Annotated in this window: 16 protein-coding genes; 12 read left to right on the forward strand and 4 right to left on the reverse strand. The window is 70.5% G+C overall.

Going from position 1 to position 17,557, the window contains the following annotated elements; genetic code table 11:
• Positions 1-168: 168 nt before the first annotated feature.
• The 7 genes from IW248_RS06780 to IW248_RS06810 all read left to right on the forward strand — a co-directional run bounded on the left by IW248_RS06780 (position 169) and on the right by IW248_RS06810 (position 8,534).
• Positions 169-1,056 carry an IniB N-terminal domain-containing protein gene (locus IW248_RS06780; RefSeq protein WP_124822038.1) on the forward strand — a complete coding sequence of 296 codons (888 nt, stop codon included), beginning with the start codon at positions 169-171 and terminating at the stop codon, positions 1,054-1,056.
• A 115-nt stretch (positions 1,057-1,171) separates the two neighbouring features.
• The gene (locus IW248_RS06785; protein WP_196930075.1) at positions 1,172-3,028 is read left to right on the forward strand and encodes a dynamin family protein; all 1,857 of its coding nucleotides are present in this window, start codon (positions 1,172-1,174) and stop codon (positions 3,026-3,028) included.
• Positions 3,025-4,485, forward strand: coding sequence for a dynamin family protein (locus tag IW248_RS06790; RefSeq protein WP_196926171.1), 1,461 nt, complete (start codon positions 3,025-3,027; stop codon positions 4,483-4,485). The genes IW248_RS06785 and IW248_RS06790 overlap by 4 nt, the downstream gene beginning before the upstream one ends.
• Before the next feature lie 147 nt (positions 4,486-4,632).
• Positions 4,633-5,655, forward strand: coding sequence for an ABC transporter substrate-binding protein (locus tag IW248_RS06795; RefSeq protein ID WP_196926172.1), 1,023 nt, complete (start codon positions 4,633-4,635; stop codon positions 5,653-5,655).
• A gap of 31 nt (positions 5,656-5,686) precedes the next feature.
• The gene (locus IW248_RS06800) at positions 5,687-6,694 is read left to right on the forward strand and encodes a FecCD family ABC transporter permease (RefSeq protein ID WP_240639356.1); all 1,008 of its coding nucleotides are present in this window, start codon (positions 5,687-5,689) and stop codon (positions 6,692-6,694) included.
• 2 nt (positions 6,695-6,696) lie between these two features.
• Positions 6,697-7,764, forward strand: coding sequence for a FecCD family ABC transporter permease (locus tag IW248_RS06805; protein ID WP_196926174.1), 1,068 nt, complete (start codon positions 6,697-6,699; stop codon positions 7,762-7,764).
• Positions 7,761-8,534, forward strand: a complete 774-nt coding sequence (locus IW248_RS06810; protein ID WP_196926175.1) for an ABC transporter ATP-binding protein — start codon at positions 7,761-7,763, stop codon at positions 8,532-8,534. Before IW248_RS06805 ends, IW248_RS06810 begins: the two co-directional genes overlap by 4 nt.
• 62 nt (positions 8,535-8,596) lie before the next feature.
• Here the strand turns inward: IW248_RS06810 and IW248_RS06815 are convergent, their stop codons facing one another.
• Positions 8,597-8,887, reverse strand: a complete 291-nt coding sequence (locus tag IW248_RS06815; protein ID WP_124822053.1) for a DUF1540 domain-containing protein — start codon at positions 8,885-8,887, stop codon at positions 8,597-8,599.
• A 118-nt stretch (positions 8,888-9,005) separates the two neighbouring features.
• On the reverse strand, positions 9,006-9,665 hold the full coding sequence (locus IW248_RS06820) for a DUF2470 domain-containing protein (RefSeq protein WP_231396829.1): 660 nt from the start codon (positions 9,663-9,665) through the stop codon (positions 9,006-9,008).
• Between the two features lie 113 nt (positions 9,666-9,778).
• Here IW248_RS06820 and rpsD point away from each other — a divergent pair, with 113 nt between their 5' ends.
• The 4 genes from rpsD to IW248_RS06840 all read left to right on the forward strand — a co-directional run bounded on the left by rpsD (position 9,779) and on the right by IW248_RS06840 (position 16,110).
• Positions 9,779-10,387 carry a 30S ribosomal protein S4 gene (gene rpsD, locus IW248_RS06825; protein ID WP_196926177.1) on the forward strand — a complete coding sequence of 203 codons (609 nt, stop codon included), beginning with the start codon at positions 9,779-9,781 and terminating at the stop codon, positions 10,385-10,387.
• A gap of 256 nt (positions 10,388-10,643) precedes the next feature.
• Positions 10,644-14,585 carry a ThuA domain-containing protein gene (locus tag IW248_RS06830; protein WP_196926178.1) on the forward strand — a complete coding sequence of 1,314 codons (3,942 nt, stop codon included), beginning with the start codon at positions 10,644-10,646 and terminating at the stop codon, positions 14,583-14,585.
• A gap of 104 nt (positions 14,586-14,689) precedes the next feature.
• Positions 14,690-15,037 (forward strand): PadR family transcriptional regulator, encoded by a 348-nt coding sequence (locus IW248_RS06835; protein ID WP_091399577.1) that lies wholly within the window; start codon positions 14,690-14,692, stop codon positions 15,035-15,037.
• Positions 15,034-16,110 (forward strand): hypothetical protein, encoded by a 1,077-nt coding sequence (locus IW248_RS06840; protein ID WP_196926179.1) that lies wholly within the window; start codon positions 15,034-15,036, stop codon positions 16,108-16,110. The genes IW248_RS06835 and IW248_RS06840 overlap by 4 nt, the downstream gene beginning before the upstream one ends.
• A 13-nt stretch (positions 16,111-16,123) precedes the next feature.
• Here IW248_RS06840 and IW248_RS06845 read toward each other — a convergent pair whose 3' ends face one another.
• Positions 16,124-16,483 carry a hypothetical protein gene (locus tag IW248_RS06845; protein ID WP_196926180.1) on the reverse strand — a complete coding sequence of 120 codons (360 nt, stop codon included), beginning with the start codon at positions 16,481-16,483 and terminating at the stop codon, positions 16,124-16,126.
• A gap of 55 nt (positions 16,484-16,538) precedes the next feature.
• On the opposite strand from IW248_RS06845, the gene IW248_RS06850 reads away from it, so the two are divergent.
• Positions 16,539-16,991, forward strand: a complete 453-nt coding sequence (locus IW248_RS06850; RefSeq protein ID WP_196926181.1) for a MarR family winged helix-turn-helix transcriptional regulator — start codon at positions 16,539-16,541, stop codon at positions 16,989-16,991.
• Between the two features lie 36 nt (positions 16,992-17,027).
• Here IW248_RS06850 and IW248_RS06855 read toward each other — a convergent pair whose 3' ends face one another.
• The gene (locus tag IW248_RS06855; protein WP_196926182.1) at positions 17,028-17,492 is read right to left on the reverse strand and encodes a septum formation initiator; all 465 of its coding nucleotides are present in this window, start codon (positions 17,490-17,492) and stop codon (positions 17,028-17,030) included.
• Between the last annotated feature and the right edge of the window lie 65 nt (positions 17,493-17,557).

Below are 17,557 nucleotides of genomic sequence, written 5' to 3' on the forward strand. Positions count from 1 at the left end.
GTCGGGACGGTTTCCCCCTCTCCCCCTAACGTACGAGGTGGCGGAGCCCCTAGTTCAACCGGCCCGGATGCGGGTTCAGCCCCGATGCCCGGGGGCGAGCCCCGGTAATAGCGTCGTCACCGTCGACGTACGACACCCGCCAATGCCACATCCGAGGAGAACCGGCACATGGACTCGCAGCAGACCCTCCACGACTTCGTGCTCGACCTACTGACGAACCCGGACGCGCGGTCGGCCTTCGACCTCGACCCCGAGGGTGCGTTGCGGGGGGCGGGGCTCACCGACATCACCGCTGCGGACGTGCAGGACGTCGTGCCGCTGGTCGTCGACTACGCGCCGGGGGCGGGCCTCGCGCCGCTGACCTCGCCGGTCGGGCAGCTCGGGTTTGACCCGCTGCTCACCGACACCACCGACGTGGTGGGTCAGTTGCAGAGCGTGGCGCAGCAGATCAGCATCACCAGCTCGCCCACCGGCGTGGACGTCAAGGCCGGGGTGCTCGGCGCCATCGCCGTCGACCCGTCGACCGCCGCTGCCGGGGTCACCGTGCTGCCGGGCATCGGTCTGGGCGTCGGTCCGTCCGGCCTCGACACCGACCTGGCCGGTGTCGCCGACGTGGCGCACACCCTCGACGCCGACGTGGTGCAGCCGGTGGACGCGATCGCGGACCCGGTGATCGGGGACGTCACCGGCACCGTGGGCGACCCGACCGGCCTGCTCGGCGTCACCGACTCGAACCTGATCGGCGGCGATCTGACCGGCGGTGTCCTCTCCGGCACCCACGGTCAGCTCGGCGGGGTCGTCAGCTCCCTCGGTGTCGACGACACCCTCAGTGGGCTGGGCCTCGGGCACGGCGACGGCGTCGTCGGCGGCGTGGTCCCGCCGCTCGACGTGTCGTCGACGGTGGGCGGCGTGACGCACCAGGTGGACAGCCTCCTCCCCGGTGTCACCGACACGGTCGGTGACGTGACCGGTGGGGTCACCGATGGTGTGCTCGGCGGCGACTCGCACGCCTCGTCCGATCACGGGCTGCTGGGTATCACCGGCGGTCTGCTCTGACAGGGATTTCCGGTCGGAGCGGAGGGTCGGATCGTCTCGGGCGATCCGGCCCTTCCCGGTTCCACATCAGGTCCCTCTTGATAATTGAGCCGAAATCCGCACACTTGGTGCGGTGATGGCCGGGATCTGGTTGGACGTGCTGGACGAGATCGCCCGCACCTGCACTGCGCACGGTCGTGGTGACCTCCTCCAGACGGTGCGACAGAAGCGTGCGCAACTGCTGGACCCGACGCTGCGTGTCCTGGTCATCGGTGAGCCGAACCAGGGCAAGAGCCAGCTGATCAACGCGATCATCAACGCTCCGGCCTGTCCGGTCGGCGACGGCCGTACGACAGTCCTGCCGACGGTGGTGCAGCACGCCGAGGCCCCCACCGCGGCGGTGGCGCAGGCTTCGCCACCAGCTCCGGGTCACCCCACCGGCACCGCCACCGCGGTGACCGTCGAGCGGACCCCGGTGGCGCTCAACCAGGTCGCGGCGGGCGTCGCCGGCCTCGTCGGGCGTCGGCCGGGTGGCGGCCCGGCGTACGTCGAGATTGGACTGCCCCGCGCCCTGCTCGGTGCCGGGCTGGTGCTGGTGGACACTCCCGGCACCGACGAGGTCGCCGGTATCGGCGCCGCCGCCTCGGTCGCCGCGCCCGCCCGCGCGGACACCGTGCTGCTGGTCTCGGACTCCACTCGGGAGTTGTCGGTCGCCGAGTTGAACATGCTGCTGCACATCATGCGTTCGCATCCGAACGTGATCGTGGTGCAGAGCAAGACCGATCTGGTGGCGGACTGGCGCACGGTCGCTGAGCGCAACCGGCAGCACCTGGCCGAGGCGGGCGTCCCGGCGACGCTGATCCCGGTCTCGGCGGCGCTGCGACTGCGTGCCGCCGCTGCCGACGACCGCGTTCTCAACGCCGAGTCCGGTTTCCCCGCGCTGATCGCCCGCCTGCAACGCGACATGTCCGGCAAGGCCGACCACCTGGCCCGAGCGGCGGTGCAGACGGTGGCCCGGACGGTGGTGGAGCAGTTGGCCGCGCCGCTGCGCGCCGAGTTGGAGACCCAGGAGGCCGAGGAGCAGTCCGGGCCGATCTCCCGGCTGCACGCGGCGCAGCGCGAGGTCGACGAGCTGCGTCGGTGCTCCACCCGTTGGCAGAACACGCTGACCGACGAGATCACCGACCTGCTCGCGGACCTCGAGTACGACCTGCGCGACCGGACCCGCCAGATCCTGCGCGCGGTGGACGAGGCGTTCGACACCGCCGATCCGTTGGTCGCCTGGGACACCTTCCAGGACTGGCTGGAGAGGAGCCTGGTGGAGGCGGCGGAGGCGAACCACGAGTGGTTGATCCAGCGTTGTGACTGGATCGCCCGGAGGGTGGCCGCCAACTTCGACAGGTACGGCTACGACGTGCTGCCGCCCTGGTCGATGACGATGCCTGACGACATCGGCGAGCGACTGCCCGAGCTGCAACGGCCGACGATCGACAGGTTCACCACCGGCCAGAAGTTGTTCACCGGCATGAAGGGCTCGTACGGCGGCATGCTGATGTTCGGTCTGGCGACGACCCTGGCCGGCATGCCGATGATCAATCCGGTCTCGGTCGGCATCGGGGCGCTCTTCGGCGGCAAGAGCATCAGCGACGAGAGTAAGCAGTTGCTCCGTCGTCGGCAGGCGACCGTCAAGACGGCGATCCAGCGGCACGTCGACGACGTCTTCGTCCGGATCATCCGTGACTGTCGCGACGCCGCCCGGCAGGTGCAGCGGATGCTGCGGGACCACTTCACGGGGCTGACCGAGGAGCTTCAGGAGGCCATCGTGCAGTCGTTCCGCAGCGCGAAGCAGGAGGCCGACACCGATGCCTCCGTGCGCGACCAGCGGCAGCGCGAGATCCGGCTGAAGATGACCCGGTTGGCAGCGGTCTACGAGCAGGCTCAGCAGTTGACAGGTGCCCGCTCCGCCCCGCTGCTGCTGGAGCCGCAGGCATGACGGTGGGGGTGCGCCTGGATGAGGCGGCGTGGGGGTTGCTGCACCAGGCCATCGAGCTTTACCAGGACAATCCCCGGGCCGTCGCGGAGCTTCGGCATCAGGTGGCCCGGTTGGAGCAGCCGCTGCGGATCGCCGTCGTCGGCCCGTGGCGATCGGGCAAGTCGACGGTGCTCAACGCGTTGATGGGCGAGGAGGTCGCGCCGGTCGAGCGGGCGGACGGCGCTTTCACCTGGTACGAGGACGGGGCCGCGCCGCACGCCACCGCCTACCCGGTCGGGCAGCCGCCCCAGGAGTTGGCAGTGGTGAAGTCGGCGACCGGGTTGCGGGTGGATCTGGGCTGGGGTGCGGGGGACGTGCGGGACATCGTGGTGCGGTGGCCGACGCGGGCGCTGCGGCAGATCACGCTCATCGACACCCCGGCGGTCACCGGGGGCGCCGAGCCGGGCCGGGTGCCGGTGTTGGAGCGGGTCCTGCGGGACGCGGACGCCGTGTTGTACCTGACCCGCGACGGTCGCGACAGCGATCTGCGGGTGCTGGAGTCCGCACGGGACAGTGCCGTCGGGCAGTCGGCTCCGGTCAACGTGATCATGGTGTTGTCCCGCGCCGACGAGACCGGCGGGGGCCGGATCGACGGCCTGCTCACGGCACGCCAGCTCGCCCGACGGCACTACCGCGACCCGAGGGTGAACGCGCTCAGCGTCAACGTCGTCGCGTGCAGTGGAATGATCGGCCTGGCGGGCCGGATGCTCGGTGAGTCGGACTTCACCGCGCTCGCGACCCTGGCCCAGGTGCCCCGGGCGGAGCTGGACGCCCACCTCATCTCCGCCGACCGCTTCCTGCGCGGCGAGCTGCCGGTACGGCTGGATCCCGAGGTGCGCGCCGCGTTGCTGGGTCGGTTCGGGGTCTTCGGTGTACGGCTGGCGGCCACGCTGGTGCGCAGCGGGTTCGACAGTCGGGTGAAGCTCTCCGCCGAACTGATTCGGCGTAGCGGTCTCACCGAGCTGCGGGAGTCGGTGACGCGCTGTTTCATCGATCGCCGCGACGCGCTCAAGGCCCGGTCCGCGCTGGCCGCGGTGGAGGCGCTGTTGCGGGCCGAGCCCACCCGGGGGTCTGCCGAGCTGGTCGGCGCGGTGGAGCAGATTCTCGCCGGTGCCCACGAGTTCCGGGAGCTGCGCCTGTTGGTGGCGCTGCGGAACACCCGGTTGGGGTTCGACGCGGAGCTGGCCGCCGAGGCGCAGCGGCTGGTCGGTGGTGACGGGGTGGGCCTCGCGGCTCGGCTCGGTGTCGAGCATGAGACCGACGTGCGGCGGCTCTGGGAGGTCGCTTCCGACGCGCAGTGGCGGTGGCGGGACCGGGCCGAGGATCCGCTGCTCCCGCTGGCGCAGCGGCGCGGCGCTCAGGTCGTCGTCCGCAGTTGCGAGGGGATGATCGCCGAGCTGGTCGCGGGCGGCCGCTGAGCGCCGGCGGGCCGAGGGTCGCCGCCGTTCGGTCATTTCCCGAGGTGAAGGGCACCCCACGTTGGCAAAACTCGAAGCGTTGGTTAGCCTAACCTAACTTTCGGGCCGTGATGGCTCGCTTCTCTTCGAAAGATCGGGAACTTCACCATGCACTCATGGCGTCCGGTCCTGGCCGTCGCGGCGCTGAGCGCCGTGCTCGGCGGGCTCACCGGTTGTGGCAACGACACGAACACCGGTGACTCCGCCGCCGCTGCCACCGCTTCCGGCCCCTGGTCTTTCAACGACGGCTCCGGCACGGTCGTCAAGGCGGACAAGACACCGACGCGGATCATCGCGCACGCCGGCGAGGCCGCGGCGCTGATGTCCTTCGGCATCAAGCCGGTCGGCGTCTACGCCGACGAGTCGGTCAAGACCGACCCCAACCTCAAGAACCTCGACCTCACCGGGATCCAGATCCTCGGCGAGGAGTGGGGCAAGATCGACGTGGAGAAGGCCGCCGCCCTGCGTCCGGACCTGATCGTCGGCGACTGGTGGCCGGCCGAGAAGGCGCACAGCGGCATGGAGGAGGGCGTCGACGAGAAGAGCAAGAAGCTCGCCGAGCTTGCCCCCGTCGTCGGCGTCACGCAGGGCAAGTCGATCGTCGCGCTGGCCGAGGGGTACGAGGATCTCGCTGAGAGCCTCGGCGCCGACGTGGCCAGCCCGCAGATCGCGGCGAACAAGAAGCGCTTCGAGGAGGCGGTGACCGCGTTCAAGGCGGCCACCTCGGCCAAGCCGGACCTGACGGTCGCCGCGATGTCCCCCTCGACGGAGAAGGTCTACGTCGCGAACCCCGAGTACGCGCCCGAGCTGTTGGACCTGCAGACCTGGGGCCTGAAGGTGATCAACCCGGTCAGCCCGGACCCGGCCTTCCCGTACTGGGAGAACCTCAGCTGGGAGAACGCCGACAAGTACCAGCCGGACCTGATCCTGTGGGATGGGCGGTCCTTCACACCCACCGCGAACGCCGAGTGGAGCACGAAGCAGCCGACCTGGTCCAAGATCAAGGCGGCCAAGGTCGGTGCCACCGTCTCCTGGCCGGCGTTCTGGCTGCACACGTACGGGGACTTCGCCACCGAGCTGGACAAGCTGACCCAGGCGGTCAAAGCCGCTGATCCGAATGTCGGCAACTAACCGGATCGGGACGCGCACCTCGACGGTAGGCGTGCGGCGAGCCTCTGCCCTCGGGCCGGGGCTCGCCGTCCTCTGTGTGGTCCTCGTCCTCGTCGGCTTCCTGAGCGTGACCTTGGGCTCGCGCTCGATCGGTCTCTCCGAGGTGCTGCACGCCCTGTTCAGCCTCGACAGCGACGGGCCGATCAGCAGCACCGTCACGCTGGAGATGCGCGTACCCCGCACTCTGCTCGGCATCCTGGTCGGCGCCGCGCTCGGGGTGGCCGGGGCGATCCTGCAGGGTGTCACCCGCAACCCTCTGGCGGACGCGGGGATCCTGGGCATCAACTCCGGCGCCGCCGCGTTCGTGGTCATCGCCATCACGGTGCTCGGGGTCCGTGGCGTCGGCGTCTACGTCTGGTTCGCCTTCGCCGGCGCGATCGCGGCGCTCGCCCTGGTGTACGCGGTCGCCTCGCTCGGACGGGAGGGCGCCACCCCGGTGAAGCTCGCCCTGGCGGGCGCGGCGGTCACCGCCGGCCTGGCCTCGGTCACCAGCGGCATCGTGATGACGAACGTGGACGCCCTCAACGAGCTGCGGTTCTGGCAGGTGGGGTCGCTCGCCGGCCGGTACACCCCGATCCTGACCGGGGTCGCCCCGTTCCTGCTGATCGGCCTCGTCGCGTCGCTGGGCTTCGGGCGGGCCATCAACGGCCTTGCGCTCGGCGAGGACGTCGCGCGTGGCCTCGGCCAGAACGTGACACGTACCCGCGCGGCCGCCTTCGCCGTGGTCGCGATCCTCGCCGGCGCCGCCACCGCCGCCTGCGGACCGATCGTCTTCGTCGGGCTCGTCGTGCCGCACCTGGCGCGGTTCATCTGCGGCCCCGACTACCGCTGGATCCTGCCGTACTCGATGCTGCTGGCACCCATCGTCCTGCTCCTCGCCGACGTGCTCGGTCGGATGGCCGCCGCCCCCGACGAGGTTCAGGTCGGCGTGGTCCTCGGATTGATCGGCGCCCCCGCGTTCATCGCGATCGTGCGCTACGGCCGGCTGTCGGAGGTGTGAGCATGGCAACGACAACCAGCGACGTCCGCGCGGCCACGTCCGGTACGGCGGCGGCGCTGCGCGCCAACCGGAGGCGTCGAGCCGGCCGGTCCATCGTGGTGACCTGCGCCCTGACCGCGGCGGTCGCCGCCCTCTTCGTGCTCACCATGATGGTGGGCAGCTTCCGCATCGGCGCCGCGGAGGTCATCGCCTCGGTCCTGCACCTGTCCGACAATCCCAGCGTCGACTTCGTCGTCCGTGGCCTGCGGCTGCCGACCGCGGCCGCCGCCGTGACTGTCGGGCTGGCCCTCGGCGCGTCCGGGACGATCTTCCAACAGTTGCTGCGTAACCCCCTCGCGTCCCCGGACTTCGTGGGGATCACCTCGGGGGCAGGGCTGGCGGCCGTCACCGGGATCGTGCTCCTGCAGGCCGGTGGGCTCGTCGTCAGCGGGCTCGCCCTCGGTGGCGCGATCGTCGCCGCCCTGGCGATGTATCTGCTGGCCTGGCGCGACGGTGTCAGCGGCTACCGCTTCATCCTCATCGGCATCGGAGTGGCGGTCTTCTTCGAGGGCCTGGTCGGCTACGTGCTCAGCCGGGCGCAGCTCTTCGAGGCCCGCCAGGCCATGCACTGGCTGGTCGGGTCGGTCGGGCAGGCCAGCACCACGGAGCTGTGGGTGCTCACCGGTGCCCTGGTCGTCCTGCTGCCGGTCGCCACGTTGCTGCAACGGCCACTGGGCGCCCTCGCACTCGGTGATGACGCCGCCCGGATGCTGGGTGTCCGGGCCGAGCTCAGCCGGGCCGGGCTGCTCGGCACCGCCGTCGTGCTGGTGGCCCTGGCGGTGTCGGTGGCGGGCCCGATCGCCTTCGTCGCCCTGGTGGCCGGGCCGATCGCCAACCGGCTCCTCGGCCCGGCGGCCCGGGGCGTCCTGCCCGCCGCCCTGGTCGGTGCCGCGCTGCTGCTCACCGCCGACCTCGTCGCCGTGCACCTGCTGCCCACACCGTTGCCCACCGGCGTGGTGACGGGTGCGGTGGGTGCGCCCTACCTGCTGTGGCTGCTGGCCACCACCAACCGACAAGGAGCGGGTGGATGACCCGACTACGCGCCGAGGGCCTCACCCTCGGCTATGACGACCGGACCATCGTCGACAACCTCGACGTCGCAGTGCTCGACGGCAAGGTCACCGCGATCGTCGGCGCCAACGCCTGCGGCAAGTCCACACTGCTGCGTGGCCTGGCCCGACTGTTGGCCCCGCGCGACGGCACCGTCCTGCTCGACGACAAACCCCTCGCCGGCCTGCGCAACGTCGACGTGGCCAAGGTGCTCGGGCTGCTGCCGCAGACCCCCGTCGCGCCCGACGGCATCACCGTCGCCGACCTGGTGGCCCGCGGTCGCTACCCCCATCAGGGGTGGTTTCGACGGTTCAGTGGCGACGACCACGACGCCGTCGCCCGGGCCCTCGACGCCACCGGCACCGCGGATCTGGTCGACCGTCCGATCCGGGAGCTGTCCGGTGGTCAACGCCAACGGGTCTGGGTCGCCATGGCCCTGGCGCAGGAAACCGACCTGCTGCTGCTCGACGAACCCACCACCTACCTGGACATCAACCACCAGGTCGAGCTGCTGCGGCTGTTGCGGAAACTGAACGCGGAGTCCGGCAAGACCATCGTCATCGTCATGCACGATCTGAACCTGGCCTGCCGTTACTGCGACCACCTCATCGCGATGTCCGGCGGTGCGATCGTCGCCGAGGGGGCGCCTGTCGACGTGGTCACCGGCGACCTCGTCGAGCAGGTCTTCGGTCTCAGTTGCCTCGTCGTACCCGATCCGATCGCCGGCACGCCGATGGTCGTCCCCGCCTAGACGGCCTCAGATGCGGGTTGGGGACGGCCGTGACGGCCGTCCCCAACCCGTTCGCGCCGGGCTCAGCGCGGCTCGTACGTCTGACAGTCCGCGATGTCCTGACCCGGGCCCACCCGGATGGACGGCGCGTGGCACTCCAACTCGGCGTTGTGCTGGCAGTCGTCTCGCTTGCAGGCGCCGACCTGGGCGATGACCCGGTCCAGCCCGCCCTTCGCCGAGGTGTCGATGAAGGTGGCGCAACTGGCGTTCGGCTGCCCGATGGTGATGGCGAACGCGTGGCAGCCGTCGTGGTTGTAGCCGCAGTCGGTGACCGTGCACTCGTGTACGCGCGGCATCTCCAACATGTCGGTCATGGCGATCTCGCTTCCGTCGGTGGTCACCTCCATACCCGACCTCGACGGGACAACTCCCTCTTTCCGGGATATTTTGCATAGGCCAGCCTTGCCTAACCGCCCACGCGGGCGGCGAGCATCAGCCGGTGTGTCGGGCTCGGCAGCCGTGCGTGTGCCGAAGCAGCGCCTCGATCTGAGCGCCGAGTTGGTCCGGATGCCGCAGCGGCGTGTGGAAGTTCAGCCGGACGTCCCGGTCACCCCTACTCAGCTCCAACCGCAGCACGACACCGTGGCGGTCCAGGCGTACCGGCCGGACCTGACGAACTCCCTGGAGGTGGCGGGCGGGTATCAGTCGGCTCAGCCCTTCGACGGTGCGCGGATGGTGGTGGTCGAGGTGACACAACAGATCGGCCTCGACGGCGGCCAGCGCGTCGGGTTGGGCGCTCGCGAACTGATCAGCGTCGATGCAGATGGTGTGGCCATCGGCTGTCAGCTCGGCGGTGGCGAGGTCCAGGACGGTCACCAGCTCCTGATCGTTTCCGGTCGAGACGGTTTCGGTCGTCAGCCAGCCGGTGAGCGTGGCGCGTCCGCGCACCCGGTCGCGTACCGGGGTGGGCGCCAGGTCGGTCACCTCGACCATCGCGACGGTATCGCGCTGGTGCGCGAGGTGCTCGGCCAGGTGGCAGTCGGTCGGTAGGTCGACCCGCAGGCGTCCGTCGCTCGTCACGGCGTGGCGTCCGATGACGTACGCCTCGACGCCCGGGATGTGCAGGGTGAGGGAGTCGGCGGCGACGAGCATCGATCGGATTCGGACACCCGCGTCGTCCGTGGAGTCCGCCGTGCTGGTCGAGGGCTTGCTCAAGGCGATCATCTCCTAATAAGGTTAGCCTTACCTTACTTGAGAGGCGAAGCATGAATCAGACCCGTCCCAAGGTCAAGCGCTCCCGCGCCCTGGGCATCGCGCTGACCCCGAAATGCGTGCGCTACTTCGAACGCCGCCCGTTCCCACCGGGACAGCACGGCCGCGCTCGACGCACCACCAGCGACTACAAGGTCCGGCTGTTGGAGAAGCAGCGGCTCAAGGCGCAGTACGACCTGCACGAGGGTCAGCTCCGGCGCGCGTTCGACCGGGCCGTGCGCCGGCCGGGCAAGACCGGTGAGGAGTTGATCGTCGAGCTGGAGACCCGGCTGGACGCGCTGGTGCTGCGAGCCGGTTTCGCCCGCACCATCTACCAGGCCCGTCAGGTCGTCACCCATCAACACGTCACGGTGAACGGCCGTCGTCTGGACAAGCCGTCCGCGCGGCTGCAACCCGGTGACGTCATCGAGGTGGCGGAGCGCAGTCGGGGCAAGGCGCCGTTCGTCGTCGCGGCGGCCGGGGCGCACGCCCCGGAACGTCTCGCCCCCTATCTCGACGTCAGCCTGCCCGGCCTGACCGCTCGGCTGACCCGGCTCCCGCTCCGCTCGGAGGTCCCGGTGCTCTGCGACGAGCAACTCGTCGTCGAGTACTACTCACGCTGACCGACCGTTCGGCAGGGCCCCGAGTGCAGGCGACCTGCGCCGGGGCCCTCCGTGTGCGGATCGCGGCCCGAAAACCGTTATTCGATCTCCCTCCGCACGGTCGCCCCTGACCTGCGGAGATAACGCTCTCACGGATGGTGGGAGAGTGCTTGACGCGCCCGTGATCCGGACGCAACGATGCATTCACATATCTCGTCCCACCACCGCCAGGCGTGATCGGCGCACGCCGTCCCTCGCACCGCGAAAGGACCCCACCGTGCGCAGATCCCTGAGATCGTGGCTCGGCCTCGCGCTGAGCGCGATCCTCGTGGCGGGCGGCATCGTCGCCTCGCCACCCACGGCCAGCGCCGCACCGTTCACCGTGCTGGTCTTCAGCAAGACCGCCGGATTCCGGCACGGATCCATCACCCCGGGCATCGCCGCGATCCAGCAGCTCGGCGCTGCCAACGGCTTCACCGTCGAGGCCACCGAGGACGCCGCCCAGTTCACCGACGCCAACCTGGACCGGTTCGCCGCGGTGATCTGGCTCTCCACCACCGGCGACGTGCTCAACGCCGCCCAGCAGGCCGCGTTCGAGCGTTACATCACCGGCGGCGGTGGGTACGTGGGCGTGCACTCCGCCTCCGACACCGAGTACGACTGGCAGTGGTACGGGGGACTTGTCGGGGCGTACTTCGCCTCGCACCCGGCCGAGCAGAACGTCACAGTGAAGGTCGCCGACCAGGTGCACCCGTCCACCGCGACGCTGCCGCAGCGGTGGAGCCGGTTCGACGAGCTGTACAACTACCGCACCAACCCCCGGGGCAACGCGCACGTGCTGGCCACCCTGGACGAGAGCACCTACACCGGCGGGAGCATGGGCGCCGACCACCCGATCTCCTGGTGCCAGAACTACTCCGGCGGCCGAGCCTGGTACACCGGCCTGGGTCACACCGACGCGTCGTACAGCGAGGCGAACTTCCGTCAGCACCTGCTCGGCGGCATCCGCACGGCCGCCGGCGCGGTCGACGCCGACTGCGGCCCCACCGTCACCAGCAGCTTCCAGCAGGTGGAGCTGGCCAAGGGCGCGGCCGAGACCGGTGAGCCGATGAGCCTCACCGTCCTGCCTGACCGGGGCGTGCTGCACACCTCCCGCAACGGCGTGATCCGGCACACCGACGCCGCCGGCAACACCAAGATCGCTGCCACCCTGCCGGTCTACACCGGCGACGAGGAGGGTTTGCAGGGCATCAAGGCCGACCCGAACTTCGCCACCAACCGCTGGGTGTACGCCTACTTCGCCCCACCACTGAGCACCCCCGGCGGCGGCGCGCCCGCCGAGGGCACCCCGGCCCAATTCGCCGTCTGGGACGGCGTCAACCGGCTGGCCCGGTTCACAGTCAACGCCGACAACACCATCAACCTGGCCAGCGAGACGCTGATCCTCAACGTGCCGACCAGCCGCGGCATGTGCTGCCACGTCGGCGGTGACATGGACTTCGACGCGGCCGGCAACCTCTACCTGTCCACCGGTGACGACACCAACCCGTTCGACTCGGCCGGCTTCACCCCGATCGACGAGCGGTCCGGGCGCAACCCGGCGTTCGACGCGCAGCGGACCTCGGCGAACAGCAACGACCTGCGCGGCAAGGTCCTCCGGATCAAGCCGAGCGCGGCCGGCGGCTACACCATCCCGGCCGGCAACATGTTCGCCCCGGGCACCGCGCGGACCCGCCCGGAGGTCTACGCGATGGGCTTCCGCAACCCGTTCCGGATGAGCGTGGACAAGGCCACCGGCATCGTCTACCTGGGTGATTACGGCCCCGACGCGGGCACCGCCGACCCTAACCGCGGGCCGGCCGGCAACGTGGAGTTCGCGCGGATCGACAGGCCCGGCTTCTACGGCTGGCCGTACTGCACCGCCCGCAACGACGCCTACAACGACTACACCTTCCCGTCCGGACCGTCCGGGGCGAAGTTCAACTGCGCCGGTGGGCCGGTGAACAACTCGCCGAACAACACAGGCATCACCCAGCTGCCGCCGGCCATCTCGGCCTGGTTGCCGTACGGCGGCTCCGGCTCGCCGCCGGAGTTCACAGGTGGTGGCCTGTCGCCGATGGGCGGGCCGGTCTACCGGTACGACCCGAACAACACCTCGCCGGTGGCGTTCCCCGAGTACTACGACGGGACCTACTTCGCCGGTGAGTTCGGTCGCCGCTGGATCAAGAACATCAAGCTCGACGCGTCCGGCCAACCACTGAAGATCAACCCGTTCCCGTGGACCGGCACCCAGGTCATGGACATGGAGTTCGGCCCGGACGGCGCGCTCTACGTGCTCGACTACGGCACCGGCTGGTTCAACGGGGACGCCAACTCGGCGCTCTACCGCATCGAGTACGCCCGCGAGGGCCGAGCACCCATCGCCAAGGTGTCGGCGACCCCGACCAGTGGCACCGCGCCGCTGACCGTGGTCTTCTCCTCGGCCGGCACCCTCGACCCGGACGGCGACCCGTTCACCTACGCCTGGGACTTCGACAACAACGGCACCACCGACTCGACAGCCGCGAACCCGAGCTTCACGTACACCACAAACGGGACCCGAAGCCCGACGCTGACGGTCCGGGACACCACCGGCAAGACGGCCACCGCGAGCGTGGTCGTCACGGTCGGCAACAGCGCCCCGGTGGTCACCGTGAACACCCCGTTGAACGGGCAGACCTTCACCTTCGGGGACGCGGTGCCGTTCTCCGTCACCGTCACCGACGCCCAGGACGGTGCGATCAACTGCGCCCGGGTGAAGGTGAACTACGTCCTCGGCCACGACTCGCACGGCCACCAACTCGGCAGCGTGCAGGGCTGCACCGGGGTCATCCAGACCTCGGCCGACGGCGAGCACGACACTGCGGCGAACATCTTCGGCATCATCGACGCCGAGTACACCGACCTGGGCGGGGGCGGCCAGCCGGCGCTGACCACGCACACCCAGGCGGTGCTGCAACCGCGCGTGCGCCAGGCCGAGCACTTCGGTGACTCGTCCGGCGTCCAGATCGTCGCCGGGGCGGCAGGACACGGCGGCGCGGCGGTCGGCTACGTCGACAACAACGACTGGATCTCGTTCCGCCCCTACAACCTGACCGGCGTCCAGTCGTTCAGCGCCCGGGTCGGCGCACCGGCCGGCGGCGGCGGCACTGTGGAGTTGCGGGTCGACTCGCCCACCGGGCAACTGGTGGGTTCGGCGACCGTGGTGCCCACCGGCGGGTACGCCAACTTCGCCACGGTCACCGGCGGAGTCACCGCCCCGACCGGCACCCGGACGCTGTTCCTGGTGTTCAAGGGCGCAGGGCCGTGGTTCGACATCGACGAGTTCACCCTCTCCACCAGCCCCGGCGGACCCGGGCCGGACCCGGACCCGGATCCAGACCCGGAGCCGGGCGCCAACCTGGCCCGCGGTAAGCCGGCGCGGGCGTCCAGCTTCGAGGGCGCGTTCGTCGCGGGCAACGCGTTCGACGGCGCGGCCGGCACCCGGTGGGGCAGCGCGTTCGGCGACCCACAGTGGATCGACGTCGACCTCGGTGCCACGTACGCCATCAACCGGGTCAAGCTGACCTGGGAGGCGGCGTACGGCAGCGGATACCAGATCCAGACCTCGCCGGACGGTGTCAACTTCACCACGATCCGTACGGTGACCGGTGGCGACGGCGGGGTGGACGACCTGACCGGGCTCAGCGGGTCCGGCAGGTATATCCGGCTCCTCGGCACCACCCGGGGATCCGCCTGGGGCTACTCACTGTTCGAGTTCGAGGTGTACGGCGGCACCGGTAGCCCGACCGGCGGCAACCTGCTGCTGAACAAACCCACGTCGACGTCCAGCAACGAGGGAGCCGACGTGTCCGGCGCCCAGGCCGTCGACGGCAGCCTCACCACCCGCTGGTCGAGCACCTTCTCCGACCCACAGTGGATTCGGGTGGACCTGGGCAGCGCCACCGCGATCGGCCGGGTCAAGCTGACCTGGGAGGCGGCGTACAGCAGCGCGTACCAGATCCAGACCTCGAACGACGGCACCACCTGGACCACAGTGAAGACGGTGACCGGGGCCGACGGCGGCGTGGACGAGCACGCCGCGCTCGGCGCCAACGGCCGCTACCTGCGGATCTACGGCACCGCCCGGGGCACCGGATATGGCCACTCACTCTGGGAGTTGGAGGCGTACAGCAGCTGAACCACCACCGATGACGTGGCCGGCACGGGTTCCGTGCCGGCCACGTCCGTCGCTCGGCCCTCGCCGTCCTTGCATATACTGTCTATCGGTATATGCTCTCTGGCATGGCTGAGGCTCCACTTCGGGAACCGACGTTCCTGGTGCTCACCGCGCTGGCGGAGGCGCCCATGCACGGGTACGCCGTCATCGAGGACGTGCTGCGCATCTCCGACGGACGGGTGCGCCTACGCGCCGGCACCCTCTACGCCGTCCTCGACCGGCTCCGCGCCGACGGCCTCATCGAGGTCGAGCGCGAAGAGGTGGTGCAGTCGCGACTGCGCCGCTACTACCGCCTCACCGCCCTGGGCGCGCGGCGGCTCACCGAAGAGGCGTCCCGCCTCCGACACAACGCGGACGCCGCTCGCGTGCGGCTGCGCCGCAGCGGCCTACTGACCGACGGGGGAGCGGCGTGAGCAGCGACGATCTGGAGCGCCGCTACCGGCGGCTGCTGGCCGCGTATCCGTGGGAACACCGTCGGGTGTACGAGGACGAGATGTTGGCGGTGCTCCTCGCCGGCGCGCGGCCGGGCCAGCGGCGACCCGCCGTCGCCGACGTGCGGAATCTGGTCGGCGCCGGGTTGCGGGCGCGGCTGCGGGTGGGCGCACGGGGGTTCACCGAGCCGAGCTGGGCGGACGCGGCGACGGTGACCGGCCTGCTGGTCGCGGTCGTCCTGTTGGCCCTCGCCGGGAAGGCGCTGCTCGACCAACTCGTCCGCGCGCCGAGCATGCCGCCCGGGTTTTCGCCGAGCGGCCCGGATCTCGTCGACTGGCTGCGCGTCGCCGGCTGGGCGGGTGTCTGCGCCGCGGTGCTGGTCGGGTGGCGTTGGGTCGCCGCCGCTCTGGCCTGGGCCGGTGTGCTCGGTTGGGGTGCGCTCGTCGCCCCAGAGACGAGTGACAACCCGACGTACGTGGTGGACATGCTGCCGCAGCTCGCCCTCGCCGTGGTGGCTGCCGCCGCACTCACGGTGCCGGCGCCGCGTCGCCGAGCGGTCGCCCTGCTGGGCGTACGCCGACTGCTGGCGTTGGTGCTGGCACCGGCCGCGATGATCGCGCTGCTGGGGGCGAACCGGGTGAACAGTCCCACCTTCGACTTCGTCGGCGAGGTGTCCTACCAGGTCTTCTACGGCATCGAGGCGAGCAGTGAGCTGGTCCTCTGGCTCTACGTCGCGGGCCTGGCAGCCGCCGCGTTGGTCATGGTTGTCGCGGTGGCCACGCTCACTCCGGTGGTACGCCGCCGGATCGTCGTCATGCTCCTGCCCGTGGCAGCCCTCGCCCTGGTGATCGACAGCGCCCTCGCCGGTTGGGTCACCTCGACCATGAACATGGGACACACCATCCCCTTGGTGCCGGCGCAGTGGGCGATGCTGGTGCTCGTCGCGCCGGTGACCTTCCTGGCCGGGGCACTGCTCGTACGACGTCGAGAGGAGACCCTGCGCATGGTCGCCCTGGGCCGGAACGCCGACCGCGAGCAGCCAGCGGGTCAGTGAGGCGGCCGGCTGCTCACCCGGCGCCGGGCGGCTGTCCGTCGTCGGCGCGGAACACCGCTCGGCTCAGATAGTGCCGGGACTGTCGGTCGAAGCGCCCGAGCAGGTCACGGGCAGCAGGCGGGACAACGGAGGCGGACGGATCGCCGCCGGTGAAGGCCGACACCGCGGCGAAGTCCGTGAATGTCATGGCGGTGAGAAATTCGCTGCCCTCGGCGGGGTCCAGCTCCTGCGGGGAACGACGCAGAACCCGAAGCTCCCGGAGCCCGGCTACGCCCCGGGCGAGGATCGCGGGCGCGATGTCCTGCGTCAGCAGCCGGTCGTAGGCGTCAGCGAGAGCGGGCTCGGTCCATCCGCTCCACAGTCGAAGAATCATGACAGCATGCTGTCAATATAGTAGTAAGCTGTCAATGTGCGTTAGCATGCTGCCGATGACCGAACGGAAGCAGGACCGGGTCGACGCGTATCGGCTGCTGGTGGCAGACGTGTACGAACTGGCAGGCGAGTCTCGGCGCTCAAGCGAGGAGTTGGCCCGAGAAGCTGGACAAACTGCCGCCCGATGGCACGTGATGAGCGTGCTCTCCGATGGCGCCCGCACCGTCGCGAGCGCGGCGCGCAGACTCGGCCTCGCTCGGCAGAGCGTGCAGCGAGTGGTCGACGACCTGGCCCGAGCCGAAATGGTGGAGTTGCACGACAACCCCGATCACCGCCGCGCGCCACTTGTGACACTCACGAAAGGAGGGCTGGCCACGCTCAGCGGCCTCCTGGAACGCTCGGCCGCCGACCGCCGGGACGCCGTCGAGCGAGCCGGCCTCAGCCTCAGCGATCTCGAGAATGCGCGCGCGACGCTCCGGAGGTTGGTGGACGCCCTGCGGAGCCGCTGAACCGCCGCGACACTCACCTCACCTGCTCCCAGGTCGTCAGTCGTCGGCGACGGCCACCGGCTCCGAGCCGATGCAGCGCACCTTCAACTCGTACTCCCGGGTCGGCCCCTGGAACGTGACCTCGACGTCGTCGTCCGGACCCCGGTCCACGTCGCGGACCCGGTAACCCTGCGCGGGCGCCCAGGAGACGAGGCGTACGCCGCCGGCGCCGCACTCGGCGACGGCCGTGCCGCCGTCGGTGGCGAACCCCCGGCGGGCCCCGGCGTTGGCGCTCGGCGCGGGGCTCGTCGGGCCCGGCCCGGGCGGCGCGGCGCCCGTGGTGCCTGTCGACGGTGGCTCCGGTGAGGCGAGCGCCCGCTCGATCTCGGCCTCGCTGCGCACCCCGCCCGGGGTGCCGGTGAGGCTCTCGCCCACCAACCGGATCGCGCCCAAGCCGATCAGGGTCGCTATGGCGGCGGTGGCCACCCACCCGGTGGCGACGAGGATCGAACGACGGCGCATCCCCTGACTATCCCCGATCCGTCCTTGTCGTTGGCACATCCGAACGCTAAGGCATGGTTAACGTG

It is taken from the genome of Micromonospora ureilytica (genome assembly GCF_015751765.1).
GTDB classification, from domain to species: Bacteria; Actinomycetota; Actinomycetes; order Mycobacteriales; family Micromonosporaceae; genus Micromonospora; species Micromonospora ureilytica.

What these genes read in the sequence shown, in the direction of transcription:
- IW248_RS06820 (WP_231396829.1), bottom strand. Translation starts at nt 9,665, where the DNA reads ATGCTCGTCGCCGCCGACTCCCTCACCCTGCACATCCCGGGCGTCGAG.
- IW248_RS06795 (WP_196926172.1), top strand. Translation starts at nt 4,633, where the DNA reads ATGCACTCATGGCGTCCGGTCCTGGCCGTCGCGGCGCTGAGCGCCGTG.
- IW248_RS06780 (WP_124822038.1), top strand. Translation starts at nt 169, where the DNA reads ATGGACTCGCAGCAGACCCTCCACGACTTCGTGCTCGACCTACTGACG.
- IW248_RS06855 (WP_196926182.1), bottom strand. Translation starts at nt 17,492, where the DNA reads ATGCGCCGTCGTTCGATCCTCGTCGCCACCGGGTGGGTGGCCACCGCC.
- IW248_RS06815 (WP_124822053.1), bottom strand. Translation starts at nt 8,887, where the DNA reads ATGACCGACATGTTGGAGATGCCGCGCGTACACGAGTGCACGGTCACC.
- IW248_RS06785 (WP_196930075.1), top strand. Translation starts at nt 1,172, where the DNA reads ATGGCCGGGATCTGGTTGGACGTGCTGGACGAGATCGCCCGCACCTGC.
- IW248_RS06850 (WP_196926181.1), top strand. Translation starts at nt 16,539, where the DNA reads ATGACCGAACGGAAGCAGGACCGGGTCGACGCGTATCGGCTGCTGGTG.
- IW248_RS06845 (WP_196926180.1), bottom strand. Translation starts at nt 16,483, where the DNA reads ATGATTCTTCGACTGTGGAGCGGATGGACCGAGCCCGCTCTCGCTGAC.
- IW248_RS06810 (WP_196926175.1), top strand. Translation starts at nt 7,761, where the DNA reads ATGACCCGACTACGCGCCGAGGGCCTCACCCTCGGCTATGACGACCGG.
- rpsD (WP_196926177.1), top strand. Translation starts at nt 9,779, where the DNA reads ATGAATCAGACCCGTCCCAAGGTCAAGCGCTCCCGCGCCCTGGGCATC.
- IW248_RS06805 (WP_196926174.1), top strand. Translation starts at nt 6,697, where the DNA reads ATGGCAACGACAACCAGCGACGTCCGCGCGGCCACGTCCGGTACGGCG.
- IW248_RS06835 (WP_091399577.1), top strand. Translation starts at nt 14,690, where the DNA reads ATGGCTGAGGCTCCACTTCGGGAACCGACGTTCCTGGTGCTCACCGCG.
- IW248_RS06790 (WP_196926171.1), top strand. Translation starts at nt 3,025, where the DNA reads ATGACGGTGGGGGTGCGCCTGGATGAGGCGGCGTGGGGGTTGCTGCAC.